An 18,365-nucleotide genomic window follows, 5' to 3' on the forward strand; every position below is an offset into this window, starting at 1 on the left:
CTCTCCGCAACGCCTGTGCACCCAATGATGGCTCATCCACGCTCGCCGTTACTTACGATTTCGGCGGCGGGAACGACGGCGGCGCCTTGGCGATATCGCTGCCCCACGACTTGTTGGCCTGTGCGCCGAGGGTGAATTCCAGCTGGCCGCCGTGTTCGGCGAAGCTGGCCGGCAGCCACGGGCTGTCATGCGACTTGCCGTTCACCGTCAAGCCTTGCACGAACGGTGTCTTGGTCGAGGCCGATGGTGCGGCAATCACCACGTCGCCTTGTGTGCGATGAATCACCGCGTGGGTGAACAGCGGACTGCCAAGGATCAGCTCGCCGCGTCCCGGAATGGCCGGATACATGCCCAGTGCCGACCAGACGTACCACGATGACATCTCGCCCAGGTCGTCGTTGCCGGGAATGCCCTCGGGCGTGTTCTTCCACAGCGTGTTGACCACGATGCGCACGGCTTCCTGCGTCTTGGACGGCTGGCCGACGAAGGCGTACAGCCACGGCGTGCCCACCGACGGCTCGTTGTTGAGCTCGGCATGCATCGGGCCGGCTTCGGTGAGTGCCCATTGTCCCTTGTCGTCGTGGAAGAACTTGTCCAGTCGCGCGGAGGCCTTGGCGATGCCGCCCATCTGCTCGAACAGGCCGCGCACGTCGAACGGCACCATCCACAGGTAGACCGCCGCGCTGCCTTCCACGAAGCCATCGTCGGCATCGGGCTTGAACGCGGGCCAGCTGCCGTCGGCATTGCGGTTCTGGATGTAACCGCCATCCGGCGCAGCCTTCGGATTGAACAGGTTGCGCCAGTAGCCGGCGCGCGTCAGGAATTCGTGCTCGCCCTTGCTGTCACCCACACGCGCCGCAAGCTGCGCCAGCGCGAAATCGGCGGTGACGTCTTCCAGCGTTTCCGCCGCGCCGCCCCACGCATGCGATTGCGTGGCGATGTAGTGCAGCTTGAGCCACTGGTCGAGCGACGGACGCTGACCCACGCACTCCACGTTGCAACCGTCGTCGGAGAGATCGTTCTTGGTGACTTCGGTGGCCGCCTTCACCAGCGAGGCATAGGCACCATGCAGATCGAAATCGTGGCCGCCGAAGGCATCGATGGCTGCCAGCGACGGCACGGCCGGATCGCCGCTCATCACGTGCGTGCCGCCGTTGTTGTGCGTCCAGCGATCCCACTCGCCGTTGTTCTGCTTGGCCTGGTTGAACAGGGACTGGGCGATGTCGCTACCCACGTCCGGATACAGCCAGGTGAGCAATTGCAGCTGCGAGCGATAGATGTCCCAGCCGGAGAAGTTCGCGTACTGCACGCGCTGCTTGCCGTCGACGCGATGCACCTGCTGGTCGAAGCCGCGGTATTCGCCGTTGACGTCGCTGAACACATTCGGATGCAGCAGCGAGTGATAGAGCGCTGTGTAGAACGTGGTTCGCTCATCGGCCGTGCCGCCAGTGACGGCCACCTTGCCGAGCGCTTCGTTCCAGGCATCGTGCGCCTTGGCCTGCACCTGCTCGAGACCGGCTTGAGCAGGAATCTCCGCCGCGAGATTCGCCTTGGCGTTGTCCAGGCTCACATACGAAATGCCCACGCGCACCTGCACCGGACCCTTCGCCGGATCGAAACCGACCCACACGCCCGAGCCCTTGCCCGCCGTGGGGAAGCCCTTCGCGTCGTAACCCGTGCCGCCCTGCGCGCTCGTCTTGCCCGACTGCACTTCGCCGTCGTGCCATGCGCCGGTGGCATTGAATGCCTGATCGAACTGCGCGACGAAGTAGAGCGTGTAGTAGCTGCGCTGGTCGGCCTTGGCCAGATAGCCGCAGAAATTGCCGCTGGTCACCGAGCCGCTGACCGTGTGCGCCGCGCGATCGATGGTGACGTTCGCATCGCTGCTGCCCACTTCGGAATCGGACGCGCGAATCAGCAGATTGGCTGGCTGCCCCGCGGGGAAGGTGAAGCGGCCGACGCCGCTGCGCGTGGCGGCAGCCAGGTCCACCTGCACGCCGTTGGCGAGGCGCACGCGATACGCGCCGGCCGTGGCCTGTTCGTTGTCGTGCGAGAAGTCGCTGGCGTAGGTGCCATCGGTGAGATCGGCGGACGGCGAACCCTTCACGGCCATCGTCACCGGCATGAACGGCACATCGCCGCTCGCACCGGCGCAGCCGGCGCCGGAGATATGGGTCAGCGCAAAACCGCGGATGCGGGCCGAGTCATACAGGTAACCGCTGGGCGACGCCGTGCGGGTGTGCTTGCCGCGGGTGTTCTCGGGACTCCACTGCAGCATGCCGAACGGCAGCACCGCGCCAGGATAGGTGTTGCCGCCGTGGCGACTGCCGATCAACGGATTGACCTCGCTCGCCGGCGAGTTCGCACCTTGCGCAAGCAGCGGCATGGCCGCCGTCATGGAAACACCACACGCCAGCGCCGCGATCCACGCGCGACGAAGCCCCTGCCTTGCCGACAAGCCCTGCCCCATGCCTTCTCTCCCCAAAAAGGCCGCCGTGACGGCCCTCTTCACATATTTAGATCGATCTAAATTCGTCATCTAAAAAAAGGCCACGAAGATGGACCCGTTTCCCCGGATGACCGCGACTTGTGCCTGTCGTGGACTTTAACCTGCTTTTGCGCCGGGATGCTTGCTGCAATGCAAAAAAGATCCGCGTCGGCCAAAACATCGCCAACGCCCCGCCAAGCAATCCGGCACCCGGACCAGCGCAAGCCGCGCACCCAGCATGCTTTTCGGCCCGCGTAACTCGCACACGAAAATCTCGCGAACGTCGGGCGAGTATCACGGCCCGCGCATTGCCTCACTCATCTTAGTTCCGTATCTTCGAACTTTAGAACATCCAAACCCTCCCTCACACACGCATAGAGGTTCCTTCCATGGAATATCGGCAATTGGGCGCTTCCGGTTTCAGGGTGCCCGTACTGAGCTTCGGCACCGGCACGTTCGGCGGCAAGGGCGAGTTCTTTGGCGCCTGGGGCAATACCGATGTTGCTGAGGCCAAACGCCTGGTGGATGTCTGCCTTGACGCGGGACTGACCATGTTCGACAGCGCGGACATCTATTCCGACGGCGCTGCCGAGTCGGTGCTGGGCGAAGCCATCAAGGGCCGCCGCGACCGCGTGCTCATCTCCACCAAGGCCACCTTCCGCTCCGGCGAAGATCCCAACGACGTCGGCTCCTCGCGCTTCCATCTGCTCAAGGCCTGCGATGCCGCGCTCAAGCGCCTGGGCACCGACTACATCGACCTGTTCCAGCTGCACGGCTTCGACGCCCTCACGCCCGTCGAGGAAACGTTGTCGACGCTCGACGATCTCGTGCGCGCCGGCAAGATCCGCTATATCGGCGTGTCGAATTTCTCCGGCTGGCACCTGATGAAGTCGCTGGCCGTGGCCGATCGCTACGGCTATTCGCGCTACATCGCCAACCAGGCGTACTACTCGCTGATCGGGCGCGACTACGAATGGGAACAGATGCCGCTGGGCCTGGACCAGGGCGTGGGCGCCGTGGTGTGGAGCCCGCTGGGCTGGGGCCGCCTCACTGGCAAGATTCGCCGCGGCCAGCCGCTGCCCGCCACCAGCCGCCTGCACAAGACCGGCGACGTGGGTCCGCAGATGTCGGACGAGTATCTCTACCGCGTCGTCGATGCCTTGGACGAAGTGGCCGCCGAAACCGGCAAGAGCGTGCCGCAGATTGCGTTGAACTGGCTGCTGCAGCGCCCGACGGTGTCCACCGTGGTCATCGGTGCGCGCAACGAGGAGCAGCTCAAGCAGAACCTCGGCGCCGTGGGCTGGAACCTCACCAAGGAACAGGTCGCCAAGCTCGATGCGGCCAGCGACGTGACGCCGGTGTATCCGTACTGGCACCAGCGCGGCTTCCAGGAGCGCAATCCGCTGCCGGTGTGATGTCCCAACGCAAAAAAGCGCGCCGTGACTGGCGCGCCTTTTTTTTCGCAGCCACGCGAACCGATCAAGTCGCCTTGAGCGCCGCGTCCACCATCGCCTGTGCTTCTTCCAGCAGGCGCTGCAGATGCGCTTCGTCCTTGAAGCTCTCCGCGTAGATCTTGTAGATGTCTTCGGTGCCTGACGGTCGCGCGGCGAACCAGCCATTGGCCGACGCCACCTTGATGCCGCCGATGGAAGCGCCGTTGCCCGGCGCACGATCCAGCACCGCCTCGATCTTCTCGCCCGCGAGCTGCGTGCTTTTCACCTGGTCGGGCGAGAGCTTCGACAGCTTCGCCTTCTGTTCCGTGTTCGCCGGCGCATCCACGCGTTCGGAAACGGGCGTGCCCAACTGGCGGGTCATCTCGCGGTACAGCTCGCCCGGATCCTTGTCCATGCGCGCGGTGATTTCGGCAGACATCAACGCGGCGGCGATGCCGTCCTTGTCGGTGCTCCACACGCCGCCATCGCGACGCAGGAACGATGCGCCCGCACTCTCCTCGCCACCGAAGCCGAGCGAGCCATCGAACAGTCCATCCACGAACCACTTGAAGCCGACGGGCACTTCGTAGAGCCGGCGTCCGAGCCGCTTCGCCACGCGATCGATCAACGCCGTGCTCACCAGCGTCTTGCCCACCGCCGCATCGCCACGCCAGTGCGGGCGATGCTGGAACAGGTAATCCACCAGCACGGACAGATAGTGATTGGGCAACAACAGGCCAGTGCTGCGCGTCACGATGCCGTGGCGGTCGTGATCGGTATCGCAGGCGAAGGCCACGTCGTAGCTGTCCTTCAAACCGATCAGGCGCTGCATGGCGTGCGACGAGGAAGGATCCATGCGGATCTTGCCGTCCCAGTCCACGCTCATGAAACGGAAGGTGTGATCCACCGCGTCGCTCACCACGGTGAGGTCGATGCCGTAGCGTTCCGCAATCGGCACCCAGTAATGCACGCCCGAACCACCCAGCGGGTCGACGCCCAGGTGCACGCCGCTGCCGCGAATCGCGTCGAAGTCGATGACGTTGGCCAGGTCCGTCACATAGGCATCGACGAAATCGTGTTCATGCGTGGTCGATGCACGCTTGGCCTGCGCAAAAGGCACGCGTCGTACGTCGCGCAGGCCGTCTTCGATCAAGGCGTTCGCGCGCTTCTGCACCCAGCCCGTGATGTCGGTATCGGCAGGGCCGCCGTTGGGCGGGTTGTACTTGAAGCCGCCGCCGTCCGGTGGATTGTGCGACGGCGTGACCACGATGCCGTCGGCCAAGCCATTCGTGCGCCCACGATTGTAGGTGAGGATGGCGTGCGAGATGGCCGGCGTCGGCGTGTATTCGCCGCCCTTGGACACCATGGTCTCCACGCCGTTCGCAGCAAGCACTTCGAGCGCACTTTCAAGCGCCGGCTGCGAGAGCGCATGCGTGTCGATGCCGATGAACAGCGGACCGTTGATGCCCTGCCCGGCGCGGTATTCGCAGATGGCCTGCGTGATGGCCAGCACGTGCCATTCGTTGAAACTGCGATCGAACGAACTGCCGCGATGACCGGACGTACCGAACGCCACGCGCTGGCTGGGCACGCCCACGTCGGGGCGCAGATCGGCATAGGCGTCACGCAAACGCGCCACATCCACCAGCTGCGACTCCGGGGCCTGCTTGCCGGCCAGCGGACTGAGGCGGCTCATCGACGCACCTCGTTGGCAATGAAGGCAACGGGCTGGCGCAAATGGAAAGACGTGGTCATGCGAGGGCACATCCTGCTTCAATTCAAAGGAAGCATTGACCCTCGCCGCGGCGCTGCGTGTCAATAGCGAAGCCGTCGTGGAGCGCGCCCCTGGTTGTGGATAGCGGGTGAAATGGTGCAGCGATCCAGCCGCGGTTCAGCGCAGCTGGCTGTCCTTGCTGCCGCGACGGTTGTAGCCGCTGAACGCCGCCTCTTCCTGATCGTGCGCTTCCTGGCACTTCACGCAAAAGCGGACGCCGGGCACGGCCTTGCGCCGCGCCTCGGGAATCGGGGCATCGCACGCTTCGCAATGCGTCAGGCTGGGGCCTTTCTGCATGCGGCTGCGCGCACGCTTCACCGCGTCTTCCACGGTCGCGTCGATCTGATCCTGCACGGCGCCGTCGCCGGCCCAACCCGTTGCCATGGCCCGCCTCCCGATACTGCTCGTGCCGCCTCCTTTGAGGCGTCCAAGGTCAATGTAAGGGCTTCAGGGCATTTTTCCACCCTTCGTGCCAGAACCGCCGCAGTCTTCCGGGTCAGAAACGCTTGCGCAGGAAGTAGCGCGCGCTGCCCAGCGGATGGTCGGGAATTTCGCCGAACACGCTGTAGCCGAGCTTTTCGTAGAAACCACGGGCCTGGAAGGCGAACGTGTCCAGCCACGCTCCCACGCAACCGCGCTCGCGCGCCAACGCTTCGGCACGCTGCATCAACGCACTGCCCACATCCTGGCCACGCAGCGATTCGGGCACGGCAAGCAAATCGATATGCAACCAGTCGAGCGCCGTCTCGCCCCACAGGCCGCCGATGGTGTGACCGTCCGCATCCCGCAGCGCAATCACCAGCGGCTTGATTTCGATCGCAGCGACCTTGCTGAGGTTGTAGGCCCGCAACGGCGCGGCAATTGCTTCGCGATCAGCGGCGCTGGGAGCCTCGATGGCGTGAAGCTCGTAGCGCATCAATGCGGACCATCCTGTACCGTCGATGCCTGCGGCGGAACGCTCGATGCCTGGTTGATTTCGGCAACGTCGCCGGCGCCATCGAAACCGCCGCCCAGCGCTTCGATCAGGCGGATCGAAATATCCGCTTGCTGGCTTTCCAGCAAGGCGAGGCGCTGCTGCGCGGTGAGCAGTTGCTGGCGACTGGTGAGCGGCGTGAGCGGTCCCTTGAGACCGCCGCGATACGCCGTCATCGCATCGTCCCAGCTCTTTTGCGCGTCATCGACGGAGCGTTTCTCCAGCACGATCTGCTGACGCACGGAGGTGAGCGCCGAGACCTGATCGGAGACGTCGTTCAACGCACTGATGAGCAGGCCGTTGTAGCGCGCCACCATGGCGTCGTATTCCGCATCGGCCACGGCCAGATGCGCGCGACGACGGCCGCCATCGAAGATGGGCAGGCTCAATGCCGGGCCAAATACATACTGGCGCGCGGGCAACTGCAGCACGCTGGTGCTGCCGCCCACCGCGATGAAGCCGGCCATCGCGGAGAGACTCACGTTGGGCAGGAAATCCTTCTTGGCGGAGGTGACATCCTTATTGGCCGCCTCGATTTCCCAGCGCGCCGCGACCAGATCGGCTCGACGACCAAGCAGGTCCACCGGCAACTTGTCGGGCAACACGGCCGGCCCGCGATCCACCAGATGCGGGCGCTCGATGCTCAGTCCGCGATCCGGTCCCTGCCCCAACAGCACGGAGAGACTGCTGCGTGCCGCATCGATGGCACGATCGGCGGCCACCTTCTGCTGCTCGGCGCCGGCGACTTGCGAATCGGCCAGGTGTTCCTGCTGCGGCGTGTCGAGACCGCCCTTCACCAGCTTGCGCGTTACGTCGAGCGAACGGCTGGCACGCTCCAATTCCGCATCGGCCACGTCCTTTTCGGCGAAGGCGTAAGCGAGATGCACATAGGCGCGCGCCACATTCACCGACAACTCGATGCGTGCAGCATGCGCTTCGATATCGGCGGCGCGGCTACGCCCGAGCGCCGCTTCCCACGCTGCGCGCTTGCCGCCCCACAAATCGAGGTCCCATGAGAAATCCGCGGTGAGCGCCTTGCTCCACGCAAAGGTGCCGATGGCGTATTCGGGATAGATCGGGTTTTTCTTCGACAGGTACGCGCCGGTGATGCCCGCGTCGAAGTTCGACTGCGGCAGACGCCCCGCATTCACGCTGTCCGCCACGGCCTGCGCCTGGCGTGCACGCGCCTGCGCCTGGTCGAGGCTGGGATTGTTCTTCAACGCTTCCTCGATGAGCGCCGTGAGCTGCGGATCGCCGTAACTCACCCACCAATCCTGCGCTGGCCACGCCGTGGGACTGAGCTGCACGTCGGCCAGGCTCTGCTCGGACTTGAGGCTGCCCGGCTCGGTGATGGTGCCCGTGGTGTGCAGGCCACGACTGGTGACGCAGCCCGCGAGCACGAGACTGAGGGCAATGGCGGCGGAAAGGGAGAGGGAACGCATGGGAATCATCCGGAAGTCAAACGCTGAGATGCGCATGGCCGACGGCGCACCATCGACACAGCGACGGCTCGGCGCGAACCACTTCGCCACGCATGGCAACGCGTATCGGTGTGGCCATTATATCGCCGCATGTCGACGACGCGCAGCGCTGCGCACCGCCGAAAACCCAGGCACGAGGCCTACTTTTGTCCAATTGCCATATCGATGGTGCAGGCGTCGCCGCTTGGCGCAGCGTTCGACCGCGCTTACGCTGCACGGCGGCGCTCGTCATCGACGGGCACATCGTCATGCCACGCAAGGAGTCATCGCACATGCCCAAAGTGTCCTCTGCCAGCATCGTTTCGACGGATGCCCACTACCTGCATCACATCGAGGCAGCGCACTTCAAGCTCGACACCGATGAACCGGTGAAGCTCGGCGGCCAGGGCGCAGCGCCCGCGCCGTTCGATTACTACCTCGCCTCGCTTGCCGCATGCACAGCCATCACGTTGCGCATGTATGCCGAACGCAAGGGCTGGGATCTGGGCGAATTCCGCGCCGAGCTGCAACTCGATCGCGACGACGATGGCCGGCTGCACGTGATGCGCACGCTGCATGCCTCGGGTCCGCTGACCGACGAACAATGGAACCGGTTGCTCGAAATCGTGGCGAACACACCGGTTACCAAGGCCATGCGCGAGGGCGTGGAGATCGCCAGCCGCCGCGGGGACGCACCGTCAGAAGCCTGATGCGGGGGGACTTGCGCGCGAAAATTCGTGACCTGCATCGCAAGTATTTGCATCGTTTCACCATGCAGCCACCTTCACCAGAACGTCACCGGCTTTTATGCGAAAGTCCCCGCCGGTGTAACAAGGTTGCGCCTGGTGGCAGGGTGAAAGTGGCGCAGCCCAACAGGTGGTTCGGGGCGGCAGGATGGCCCGGAGATGCGCCGGCAGGAATGCCGATGCCCGACCTGGATGATTGGGGGTGGCGGCGAATGACGATGTCACGCCGACCACATGACCTCCGGCCCACGTGAGCCGGAGGGAGTTACGGCAGCCATGGGGAAGAACGCAATGGGGGAAGCTTTCGCGCCACGCGCCTGGGGCCGTCATGTGGCTGTCTGCATGGCATACGCCTTCAGCTATGCGCTGCTCCGCGACATCTCCGTTTCACACTGGAATCTACCGGCGGGCTTGCGCGTTGCCTGCCTGCTGCTGTTTCCGTATCGCTACTGGCCCGCGCTGCTCATTGGCGAAATGATTCCGGTGGACTATCACGCGTGGCACTGCGCGGATGATTTCGGCTGGCGCTGGTCGGCGTTGGCGGCCGTGCCGCCCATCCTGCCGCTCATGGGCGTGGTCGCCTGGGCACGCCGCCATGCGCGCCTGCTGCTCGGCTCTCACCAGATCAACATGGGCATGCTGCTGGGCGTCATCCTGGCGGGCGCCGTGCTCACGGCCGCGGGCAACGCCATCGTGCTGATGGCGGTGCAGGTACCGCCGGGCGAACCGTATCCACCCATCGATGCCCAGATCATCTTTGGCTACTTCCTCGGCAATTATCTCGGCGCGCTGGCCATTGCGCCGACGGTGATCGCGATCTACCTCCGGCAGATGCGTGCGCCCGCCCTTCATCACGACATCGAACTGTGGCGCAGCCGCCTCGCCAAGGACACGCTGATCGGCGTCGTCACGCCACTGCTCGCCCTGATCGGCCTGGTGTTCAGCAGCCAGGGCGACAGCATGCAGGTGTTCCGCATCGCCATGTTCCTGCCGGTGGTGTGGCTCACCTCGCGACACGGCTGGCAAGGCGCGGCGCTGGGCGGCACGCTCGCCAGCCTCGCGGTCACCATGACTTCGTTCGTGGTGCGCGATCCGGGCGTGATCCAGGCGCAGGCGCTCATCGCCTTCGCCATCACCACGCTGCTCATGCTGGGTTCGCGCATCGCCCACCAGGCGCACGCGGAACACGCTACGCACATGGACACGCTGCGCGGCTTCCAGCTCGCGCAGCAAGGCCTTTACCTGGAAGAACTGCGGCTGCGCCAGGCGGCCGATACGCTGGAACACATCGGCGTGACGATACGCGAAAACCACAACCGACTGCTGGATCGTCTTCGACACGTGCTGCCCACGAACGAAGAACACACCTACGCCAGGCAGGTCGCCCTCGCCCAGCATGAAATGCATCGCCTGGCCAACGCGCTTTATCCACGCGGATGGCGCGAACGCGGCGTGCCGGCCACCCTGCGCGAGGGTCCGTTTGCGCAAGCCATCCACATCGCGGGTGCCGCGTATCAATGCGAGCTTTCCGGCCGCGGGCTGAGTCAGCTCGCGCCTGACGTGCACATGGCGCTGTACCGGCTCGCTTGCGAAGTGCTGGTCTACGTGCTGTCGCGCGGACGCATGCAGGATGTGCATCTGCAACTGCGCGGCGGACACACGCGCGGGCGTCGCTGGGTGGTGATGCGCCTGACTGGAAAGCGCGCCACCGGTTATTCGACCGCCGCCGAACCGGGCCTGGACGATGAGCCTTGGAAGCACGCCATGACGCTGCTTGGCGCCAGCGGTTTGGGCATTTCCTCGATCCGCGACCGCACCCACATCTACGGCGGCGACGTGCATCTTCGCGAGATCAGCCCCAGCGTGAGCGTGACGCTGCTGCTGCACGACTCGCTGCGTACCACGGCGATCCACCGGAGCGCTTCGCGCTAGAAGCGCCCCGGTGGCGGTTTACCGCACCATCAATTGGCGCGCGAGCTGCATTCCACCGGATCGGTGCACTTACCCGCCGTGGTCACCGTCTGCGGCGTCGCGTTGGTCGTGGTGTTGAAACGCGAACTGCATTCCACCGGATCGGTACACTTGCCCGCCGCGGTCATCGTTTGCGGCGCCACGTTGGCCGCGGTGTTGAAACGCGAGCTGCATTCGACCGGGTCCGTGCACTTGCCTGCAGCCACAAACGTCCTCGCGGTGCCGTCGGCCTGCGGCGCCACCAGCACCTTCAACGCGCCGTCCTGATAGACGATGTCGCCGGCCGTGTTGCCCGTGACCGGCAGCGGTTCGCTCGGTGTCGCGACCTGCGCGGCATCCGAGCCGACCGGCAGCGTCAGGAAGGTGCCGGAAGCGGCGGCGAATGCAGCACGCACCTTGCCGTTGAGATCGTTGATCTGCACATAACGCACGCCATCGCGCTGGAACAGGTACACGTGCCAGTGCGGGCTGGTGCTGACGTCGGTGGCGTTCGGCCACGATTGGCCAAGGCCCGTCGACGGCAGGCCGGTGGCGGCCATGGCGCCCATCGATGTCAACGACATCGCCAGTACACCCAGAGACAGCCACCCGCGAACCCCACGACTCGATGCATGGTGCATATGCTTTCTCTCCATAGTTGATCCCCTATTCCAAGATGCCTTCTGGCATCGATCAAGAGCGGTCACCACTGGCGGATGCCGAACGACACCGCGCCAGCCGAGCGACTCTGCCCTAGTCGGTGCACGAGCAGTAAGTGCCTGAAGCGCGTACGACGCCATGCTTTTCTCGCATCAGTAACTATCCGTTCATCGCTTTCACGAATCCGTCACATAGTCACGCTAGGTTGCCGGCAAACCCTGGCTCATCTGCCGACGACCGCGTCGACGGCGCTGCGAGTGCACGTGACCGCCGATTCCACCTCCGGGCTGGCGCAGTTGTTCGAAGAACAGCACGACACGCTCAATCGCTATTTCCTCAAGCGCACGGCGCATCCCTGGGATGCGCAGGATCTGGCGCAGGAACTCTACCTGCGCCTGCTGCGCACCGATCGCGCCGCCGCCGAAACGATCGAGAAGCCCGAGGCCTACCTGTTCACCGTGGCGGCGAACCTGGTGAAGGAGCATGCCGCGCGCAAGCAGCGCAGCCCCAGGACCGGCGAGGAAGTGAACGATGCGCTGGAACGCCTGTTCACGCCGTGCGATGCCGCTGCCGGCGTGGATCGCGACGTTCGCCGTCAACGACTGGCGGCAGTGATTGCGCGACTCACGCCCAAGTGTCGTGCAGCACTGGTGCTGCATTACCGCGACGAACTGGGCTACCGAGACATTGGTGAGCGACTGAATATTTCCACGCACATGGTGAAGAAGTACATCGTCAAGGCGCTGGCCGTGTGCCGCGTCGGGATGGCGCGCTATGACTGATTTCGCCCGCCACCGCGAAGCGGCCGAGCGGCAGCGCCGCGCCACCGAGGATGCCGCCAGCTGGTATCTCGACCAGCAGGATGGTCTCGATGAAACCCAGCAGGCGCAATTCATGGCATGGCTGCGCGAGTCGCCGCTGCACGTCACCGAATATCTCGCCATTGCCCATCTGCATGGCGACCTGGGAGCAGCCAGTGCGCTCGATCCGCTGAGCGAGGCGGAACTGTGCAAGCTGGCCGTGGACGATGCGTCGGTCGTCGCACTGCCCGTGCCGCGTACGCCCGAATTGGCACCTGCCGCGCCAGCACGGCCACGTCGTCTCGCATGGCTTGCGCAGGCTGCCGCCGTGGCGATGGTGCTGGGTACCGGCGCCGCATCGTGGCTGCAGTCCGCACCGCAGGCGTGGGACAGCTACGCCTCGGCCCGCGACGCCGTGCGCAGTGCCACGCTTGCCGATGGCACCGACGTGCAGATCGATCGCGACAGCGTGGTCGTGGTGAGCATGAGCGACACGGCACGCCGCATCGACGTCCTGCACGGCGGCGCACTGTTCGACGTGGCGCACGATACAACGCGCCCCTTGCGCGTTCGCCTGGGCGCCAACGACCTGCAGGACATCGGCACCGTGTTCGACGCACATCGATCCGCGGATGGCGGTCGCGTCACCGTGGTCAGCGGCAAGGTGGAAGTGTGGCAGCGCGAAGACAAGCCCTGGGCACCCGAAGGCCTCGGCGAGCGCCGCACGTCGTTGACGCAACTCACGGCGGGCCAGGAAGCCACCATGCACGTGGACGGCTCGCTCGACGTGGTCGATCACCACGCCGACCTGGCACGCAGCACGCACTGGCTACCGTCGGACATCCATTTCGAAAGCGCGAGCGTGGCCGACGTGGCACGTCGCTTCAATGCCTACAACAGCCGCCCGCTGGTGATCGAGGATGCGCGCATCGGCGCCACGCTGATTTCCGGGCGATTCCACGCACGCGACATGGATTCGTTCGTGGCGTACCTGCTCACGCTGCCCGACGTGCAAGTCATCCGCAGCGTGGACGACGTGCGCGTGGTGCGTGCAGCCACCACGCTTTCGCACGTTCGCGCTGTAAGAAAAAATTCATGAAGAAAACGGTACCCAATGGCTCCGCTCGACACTCGTAGTGAGTCATGCCGCGGCGAGGAGTGACTTCCTCGCCGCCCCATGTCACTCCCTCGAAGGTCAGACGCACCATGCGGAAACTGCTTGCTCTCCAGATCGCGCTGCTGCTCGGCAGCACTCTCCCCGCCCATGCATTCGCGCAGGCACCGGCCGCTGCCGCCACGCCCGCCATCGCACCCATGCCGCTCAACCAGGCGCTGGACCAGTTCTCGCGCAGCACCGGCCTGCAGGTGGTCTACAGCCCCGACGTTGCCGACAGCCTGCGCAGCAGCGGTGCTCCCGCCGGCCTCGAGCCGAAGCAGCAGCTGACGCAACTGCTCAAGGGCACCGGGCTGGGCTACCGCTTCGTGACGCCGACCACCGTCACCATCGTGCGGGACCCCAACGCGGGAAAGGCCCTGGCCGCGGACGCTGATGCGTCGCGCGGCCTGCCGCCGATCAACACCACCGACGGCACGCGCGATCTTGCGCCGATCAGCGTGCATGCGAACGCGGTGGATACGCTTGCGCCCAGCGCCGCACCGCTGGATGCCACGCAGCCGACCTCCGTGATCGACGAGCGTTTCATTCGCGATGGCCTGCGCTTCAATGCCAACTTCGACGACATCATCAAGTACGCGCCCAGCGTGACGGTGACCTCGCCGGAAGGCCCCGGCCTGGGCAAGAACGAAGGCATCAGCATCCGCGGCTTCCAGGATGGCCAGTTCAACATCACCTTCGACGGCATTCCGTTCGGCGATGCCAGCGACCTGCACCACACCACCTCCGCCTACTTCAACAACCACGTGCTGGGGCAGGCGGAAATCGATCGCGGCCCGGGCGGCGGCTCCACCATCGGCAACGCCACGTTCGGCGGCACCGTGGGCCTGCGTTCGCGCGATCCCAGCGATGTCTCGGGCATCACGCCCTACCTCACCCTCGGCAGCTGGAACACGCGCGCCGGCGGCGTGAGCGCGGACGAGCAACTGGGCGACCACACCAGGCTGTTCGCTGACGTGTCGAAGGAATCGAGCGATACCTACCTCAAAGGCACCGACGACAAACGCGAGCACATCTTCGTCAAGACGATCACCGAGCTCGGCGCCGATACGCTGCTGACCTTCGTGACCAGCTACAACCGCGAGCACCAGAACACCGTGCAGGGAGCGACCAAGGACGAGATCGCCGAGTTCGGCTGGCGCTACGGCCTCACCAACGATCCCACGCTGCAGTCGTACCAGGGCTACAACAACGCCGCGTACTATTCGAGCTTCACCTATGTCGGCATCACCAGCCGTCTCGGCGACTGGGACGTGGACAACAAGGTCTACCTCAACACCTTCGATCACTGGGCACGCAAGACCAGCGACGCCAGCGACAACAACCCGGCGGACAACGGCGTGACGTTCTACGACGCCAACGGCAAGAAGCTGAAGAAGGTCGCCACCGATGTGCCGGGCAAGCTCTCAGACTCGGGCTTCCATGCCTTCGGCGATGTGCTGCGCCTCGCGCGCGACCTCGGCCCGGGCGAGCTGCAGACCGGCGTGTGGCTGGAGCGCAACCTGGATGCGCGCTACCAGTATCCGATCGACGAAACGACCGGCCAGCTGAGCGGCACCAAGTACGGTCCCGCGTATAACTACCTGCTGGACGATCGCACCGACACCGTGCAGCCCTACCTGCAATACGACTGGCGCGTCAGCGACAGCTTCACGCTGAGCCCGGGCGTGCGCTATTCGGAAGTGACGCGCCAGCTCAATGCACCGCTCAACAAGGTGTCGCCGCCGGTACCGTCGTACGCCGAGGCCACCTATCACTCCACCCTGCCCTCGCTGAGCGCACACGAAAAGATCAGCGACGAGTGGAGCGCCTATGCGCAGGTGGCGAAGGGCTTTCTCGCGCCGCCCATCGACGTGATCGAAGTGAACGGCTCGCGCAGCCTGAAGCCGGAACAGACGCTCAACTATCAGCTCGGCACGGCCTACGCCACGCGCGAATTCACCTTTGGCGCCGACGTCTACTACATCGACTTCTCCAACTTCCTCACCACCACGGAAGTGGCGACGTCGAACGGCAACGAGAGCACGTACATCAATGCCGGCGGCGCCATCTACAAGGGCGCGGAAGCCGAAGCCACCTACGCGCTCACGCAGACGTTGAGCCTGTACGGCAACGCCAGCTACAACAAGGCCACCTACAAGAACACCGACGTGCAGGTGGCTGCCACGCCCAAGGTCACCGCCGCGCTGGGCCTGCTCTACAGCAGCCCGCTCGGCTACTTCGGCTCGCTGATGGGCAAGTTCGCCGGCGAGCAGTACGGCGTGGACAACGTGACCGACAGCAACGGCAACACCGTGTTCCAGAACAGCCAGCGCATCGGCGGCTATTTCACCACCGACGCCGCTTTGGGCTATCGCGCGGCCTCTGGCCCGTGGGGTGCCAAGGGGTACTCCGTGAGCGTGGACATCAACAACCTGTTCAACGTGCACAAGATCACGGGTTACGCGGGCACGCAGTCGGTCAGCGGTGCGCCGCTGTTCTTCGGGCTGCCGGGTCGCGGCGTGTTCCTCGACCTGTCGGTGAAACTGTGAGGCGCATGATGAGCATGAAGCATTCATGGCTGCTGCGTGCATGCCTGTTCGGCACGGCGTTGGCCACCTTGCCGACGCTGGCGCAGAGCGAGGAGGTGGCGGCGCGCGTGATCGTGCTGCGTCATGGCGTGCGTTCGCCCACCAGTTCGCCCGACGAATTGGCGCCCTACGCCAATCGTGCGTGGACAACGTGGCCCGTCGCTCCCGGCGTGCTTACCGAACATGGCGCGCAAGGCATCACGGCGCTGGGCCAGCGCATGCAACGCATGCTGGTGGCCGATGGGCTCGGTCGCGGCCAGTGCGACGATGCGTGGCTGGTGATTGCCGACAGCACGCCACGCAACCGTGCCAGCGGTGCGGCACTGGTCAAGGGTTTGCAGCCTTCGTGTCACACAGGCTATCTCGCGCTGGCGCCGGAGCAGAACAATGCGCTGTTCCACTTCGTGGGCAAGAGTGGCGCCAAGGAGGAAGACGCCGCCGTGGCACCGGCGACGTGGCCGCCTTCCGCGCTGCCCGAATTGCAGTTTGTGCTGCTGGGATGCCGCGGCGATATCTGCCTGCAGGATGCCGCCAGACAAGGCCGCAAGCTGTTGATCGATCCCGCGCATGACGACGACGCTGCGCACGCGAAGTCGCTCAAGACCGCGGGCAGTCTCAGCGAAAATCTCATGCTCGAATACGCGCAAGGATTTCCCCTGGCGCAAGTGGCATGGAGCAAGGGCGATGCAGCCACCATCGGCCGCATCATCACGCTGCACAACCAGCAGTTTGCGTTGTCCAAGAAGAGCTTGCCCGCTGCGGCCAAGGCTGGCTCCAACCTGCTCGCGCACATCGTGGCGACGTTGCAGCAAACCGCCGGCATGAGCACCAATGCGGCTCCGCTGGCGCCGGCGAAGACGCGCACCGTGCTGCTGGTGGGACACGACACCAACCTCGCCAACCTGGCCGGCGTGCTCGACGTCGACTGGCACGACGAACGCCAACCCGACGACTATCCGCCCGGCGGCGCCCTGGTGTTCGACCTGCTCAAGCAGAAGGAGGGCTACGCCGTGCGCGTATCCACCTGGATGCCGACGCTGGCCGCACTGCGCAAGGCTGACTTCAGCGATGACGCCGCGCTGGTTCGTCACACGCTGCCGTTGGCGCCGTGCAAAGGACAGGAAATCTGCCCGCTCGGCACGGTGGTTCATTGGCTGGATGGCCGCCTGGACCCGGCGTCGATCGATCCGTCGATCCCGGCCATGCCAGTCAACCAACCCTGAACGGAAGGCCGCCGCCGGAGGGCGGCGGCCTAAACCTTCGCGCCTCCATCCGCATCTGAGCGACCGTCTGCGCGCCGCACCGGTCGCGCCCCGACCCGTCGAGGCAAGGATGAAAGTCGCGCTGATCGTGCTGTGCTGCATTGCCGGACTGTGGGGCGTGCCCGCCCTCGCCCAACCCGTGCCGGGTGACATGAAGGTCCAATGGGACGCTGGCGCCGCCGATTGCCAGGCCCATCCGCAGCGCCGCCTGCAGGTGCATCGATACGATGAGCACACGTACATCCTGCGCGAAAGCCTTTGCCAGACCTACGAAGGCCCGTTCATGTATCTGCTGATCGGGTCGACGCGCGCCCTGCTCATCGACACCGGCGACGTGGCGGATGCCAAGCAGATGCCGCTGGCTTCCACCGTGCTTGGATTGCTGCCGACCGTGAACGGCCAGCGATTGCCGCTGCTCATCGTTCACACGCACGGGCATCTCGATCACCGTTCCGGCGACGTGCAGTTCGCCTCCGCGCCCAACGTCACCATCATCGGCACCGATCTTGCGCATGTGATCGACGGCTTCGGCTTCCATCAATGGCCCGATGACATCGCGCATGTCGAACTCGGCGGCCGCAAGGTCGACGCCATTCCCACGCCCGGCCATTATCCGTCGCACGTCTCGTACTACGACGGCAATACAGGGCTCGCCTTCACCGGCGATTTTTTCCTGCCGGGCCGATTGATCATCGACGATACGGCGGCGGACCACGCCAGCGCCGTGCGCATCAACAACTTCTTGCGCGACAAACCCGTGACCTATGTGCTCGGCGGCCACGTCGAGCTGGACAAGCACGGCCAGGTTCAGCCAATGGGATCGAACTGGCATCCCGACGAAGCGCCGCTGCCGCTAGGCAAGGACGATCTGGCGCAACTTCCGCAGGTGCTCGCTTCGTTCAACGGCTTCTATAGCCAGTCCGGCCGCTTCGTGATGTACAGCCAGGCGCGCATGTTGCAGGTGATCAGCGTGGTGGGCATTCTTCTCCTGATCATCATCGCGCTCTCCTTACGCTGGTGGTTCAAACGTCGGCGCCACGCCCGCGCCGGCCACCCTCGAACGTGAATATCGGAG

General features: G+C 65.0%; 14 protein-coding genes. 8 read left to right on the top strand and 6 right to left on the bottom strand.

Annotation, left to right across the window (positions count from 1 at the left end; translation table 11 throughout):
• Positions 1–52: 52 nt before the first annotated feature.
• A complete protein-coding gene (locus tag ABIC75_RS02285) occupies positions 53–2,470 on the bottom strand; it encodes a GH92 family glycosyl hydrolase (protein ID WP_354012246.1) in 2,418 nt (805 codons plus the stop codon).
• Between the two features lie 407 nt (positions 2,471–2,877).
• Between ABIC75_RS02285 and ABIC75_RS02290 the strand changes: the two genes are divergently transcribed.
• On the top strand, positions 2,878–3,903 hold the full coding sequence (locus ABIC75_RS02290) for an aldo/keto reductase (protein ID WP_354012247.1): 1,026 nt from the start codon (positions 2,878–2,880) through the stop codon (positions 3,901–3,903).
• Between the two features lie 64 nt (positions 3,904–3,967).
• Here ABIC75_RS02290 and pgm read toward each other — a convergent pair whose 3' ends face one another.
• The 4 genes from pgm to ABIC75_RS02310 all read right to left on the bottom strand — a co-directional run bounded on the left by pgm (position 3,968) and on the right by ABIC75_RS02310 (position 8,110).
• Positions 3,968–5,617 carry a phosphoglucomutase (alpha-D-glucose-1,6-bisphosphate-dependent) gene (gene pgm / locus ABIC75_RS02295; RefSeq protein ID WP_354012248.1) on the bottom strand — a complete coding sequence of 550 codons (1,650 nt, stop codon included), beginning with the start codon at positions 5,615–5,617 and terminating at the stop codon, positions 3,968–3,970.
• A gap of 195 nt (positions 5,618–5,812) precedes the next feature.
• Positions 5,813–6,079, bottom strand: coding sequence for a DksA/TraR family C4-type zinc finger protein (locus ABIC75_RS02300; protein WP_354012249.1), 267 nt, complete (start codon positions 6,077–6,079; stop codon positions 5,813–5,815).
• Positions 6,080–6,191: 112 nt separating this feature from the next.
• On the bottom strand, positions 6,192–6,611 hold the full coding sequence (locus ABIC75_RS02305; protein ID WP_354012250.1) for a GNAT family N-acetyltransferase: 420 nt from the start codon (positions 6,609–6,611) through the stop codon (positions 6,192–6,194).
• Positions 6,611–8,110, bottom strand: a complete 1,500-nt coding sequence (locus tag ABIC75_RS02310) for an efflux transporter outer membrane subunit (protein ID WP_354012251.1) — start codon at positions 8,108–8,110, stop codon at positions 6,611–6,613. Before ABIC75_RS02310 ends, ABIC75_RS02305 begins: the two co-directional genes overlap by 1 nt.
• Positions 8,111–8,430: 320 nt before the next feature.
• On the opposite strand from ABIC75_RS02310, the gene ABIC75_RS02315 reads away from it, so the two are divergent.
• Both ABIC75_RS02315 and ABIC75_RS02320 read left to right on the top strand, forming a co-directional pair.
• On the top strand, positions 8,431–8,838 hold the full coding sequence (locus ABIC75_RS02315; protein ID WP_354013050.1) for an OsmC family protein: 408 nt from the start codon (positions 8,431–8,433) through the stop codon (positions 8,836–8,838).
• A gap of 378 nt (positions 8,839–9,216) precedes the next feature.
• Positions 9,217–10,806, top strand: a complete 1,590-nt coding sequence (locus ABIC75_RS02320; protein WP_354012252.1) for an MASE1 domain-containing protein — start codon at positions 9,217–9,219, stop codon at positions 10,804–10,806.
• A 29-nt stretch (positions 10,807–10,835) separates the two neighbouring features.
• On the opposite strand, the gene ABIC75_RS02325 is transcribed toward ABIC75_RS02320, so the two are convergent.
• Positions 10,836–11,408: a hypothetical protein gene (locus tag ABIC75_RS02325; protein WP_354012253.1), complete on the bottom strand. Its 573-nt coding sequence runs from the start codon at positions 11,406–11,408 to the stop codon at positions 10,836–10,838.
• Between the two features lie 339 nt (positions 11,409–11,747).
• Between ABIC75_RS02325 and ABIC75_RS02330 the strand changes: the two genes are divergently transcribed.
• The 5 genes from ABIC75_RS02330 to ABIC75_RS02350 all read left to right on the top strand — a co-directional run bounded on the left by ABIC75_RS02330 (position 11,748) and on the right by ABIC75_RS02350 (position 18,356).
• Entirely contained in the window at positions 11,748–12,266 is a 519-nt protein-coding gene (locus ABIC75_RS02330) for an RNA polymerase sigma factor (protein WP_354012254.1), read from the top strand.
• Positions 12,259–13,383: a FecR family protein gene (locus ABIC75_RS02335; RefSeq protein WP_354012255.1), complete on the top strand. Its 1,125-nt coding sequence runs from the start codon at positions 12,259–12,261 to the stop codon at positions 13,381–13,383. The genes ABIC75_RS02330 and ABIC75_RS02335 overlap by 8 nt, the downstream gene beginning before the upstream one ends.
• 107 nt (positions 13,384–13,490) lie before the next feature.
• Positions 13,491–15,989, top strand: a complete 2,499-nt coding sequence (locus ABIC75_RS02340) for a TonB-dependent receptor (RefSeq protein ID WP_354012256.1) — start codon at positions 13,491–13,493, stop codon at positions 15,987–15,989.
• 14 nt (positions 15,990–16,003) lie between these two features.
• A complete protein-coding gene (locus ABIC75_RS02345; RefSeq protein ID WP_354012257.1) occupies positions 16,004–17,251 on the top strand; it encodes a histidine-type phosphatase in 1,248 nt (415 codons plus the stop codon).
• A gap of 109 nt (positions 17,252–17,360) precedes the next feature.
• Positions 17,361–18,356 (top strand): MBL fold metallo-hydrolase, encoded by a 996-nt coding sequence (locus tag ABIC75_RS02350; protein WP_354012258.1) that lies wholly within the window; start codon positions 17,361–17,363, stop codon positions 18,354–18,356.
• The last annotated feature ends 9 nt before the right edge of the window (positions 18,357–18,365 follow it).

The sequence above is a fragment of the Dyella japonica genome (assembly GCF_040545895.1).
Lineage (GTDB): Bacteria > Pseudomonadota > Gammaproteobacteria > Xanthomonadales > Rhodanobacteraceae > Dyella > Dyella japonica_D.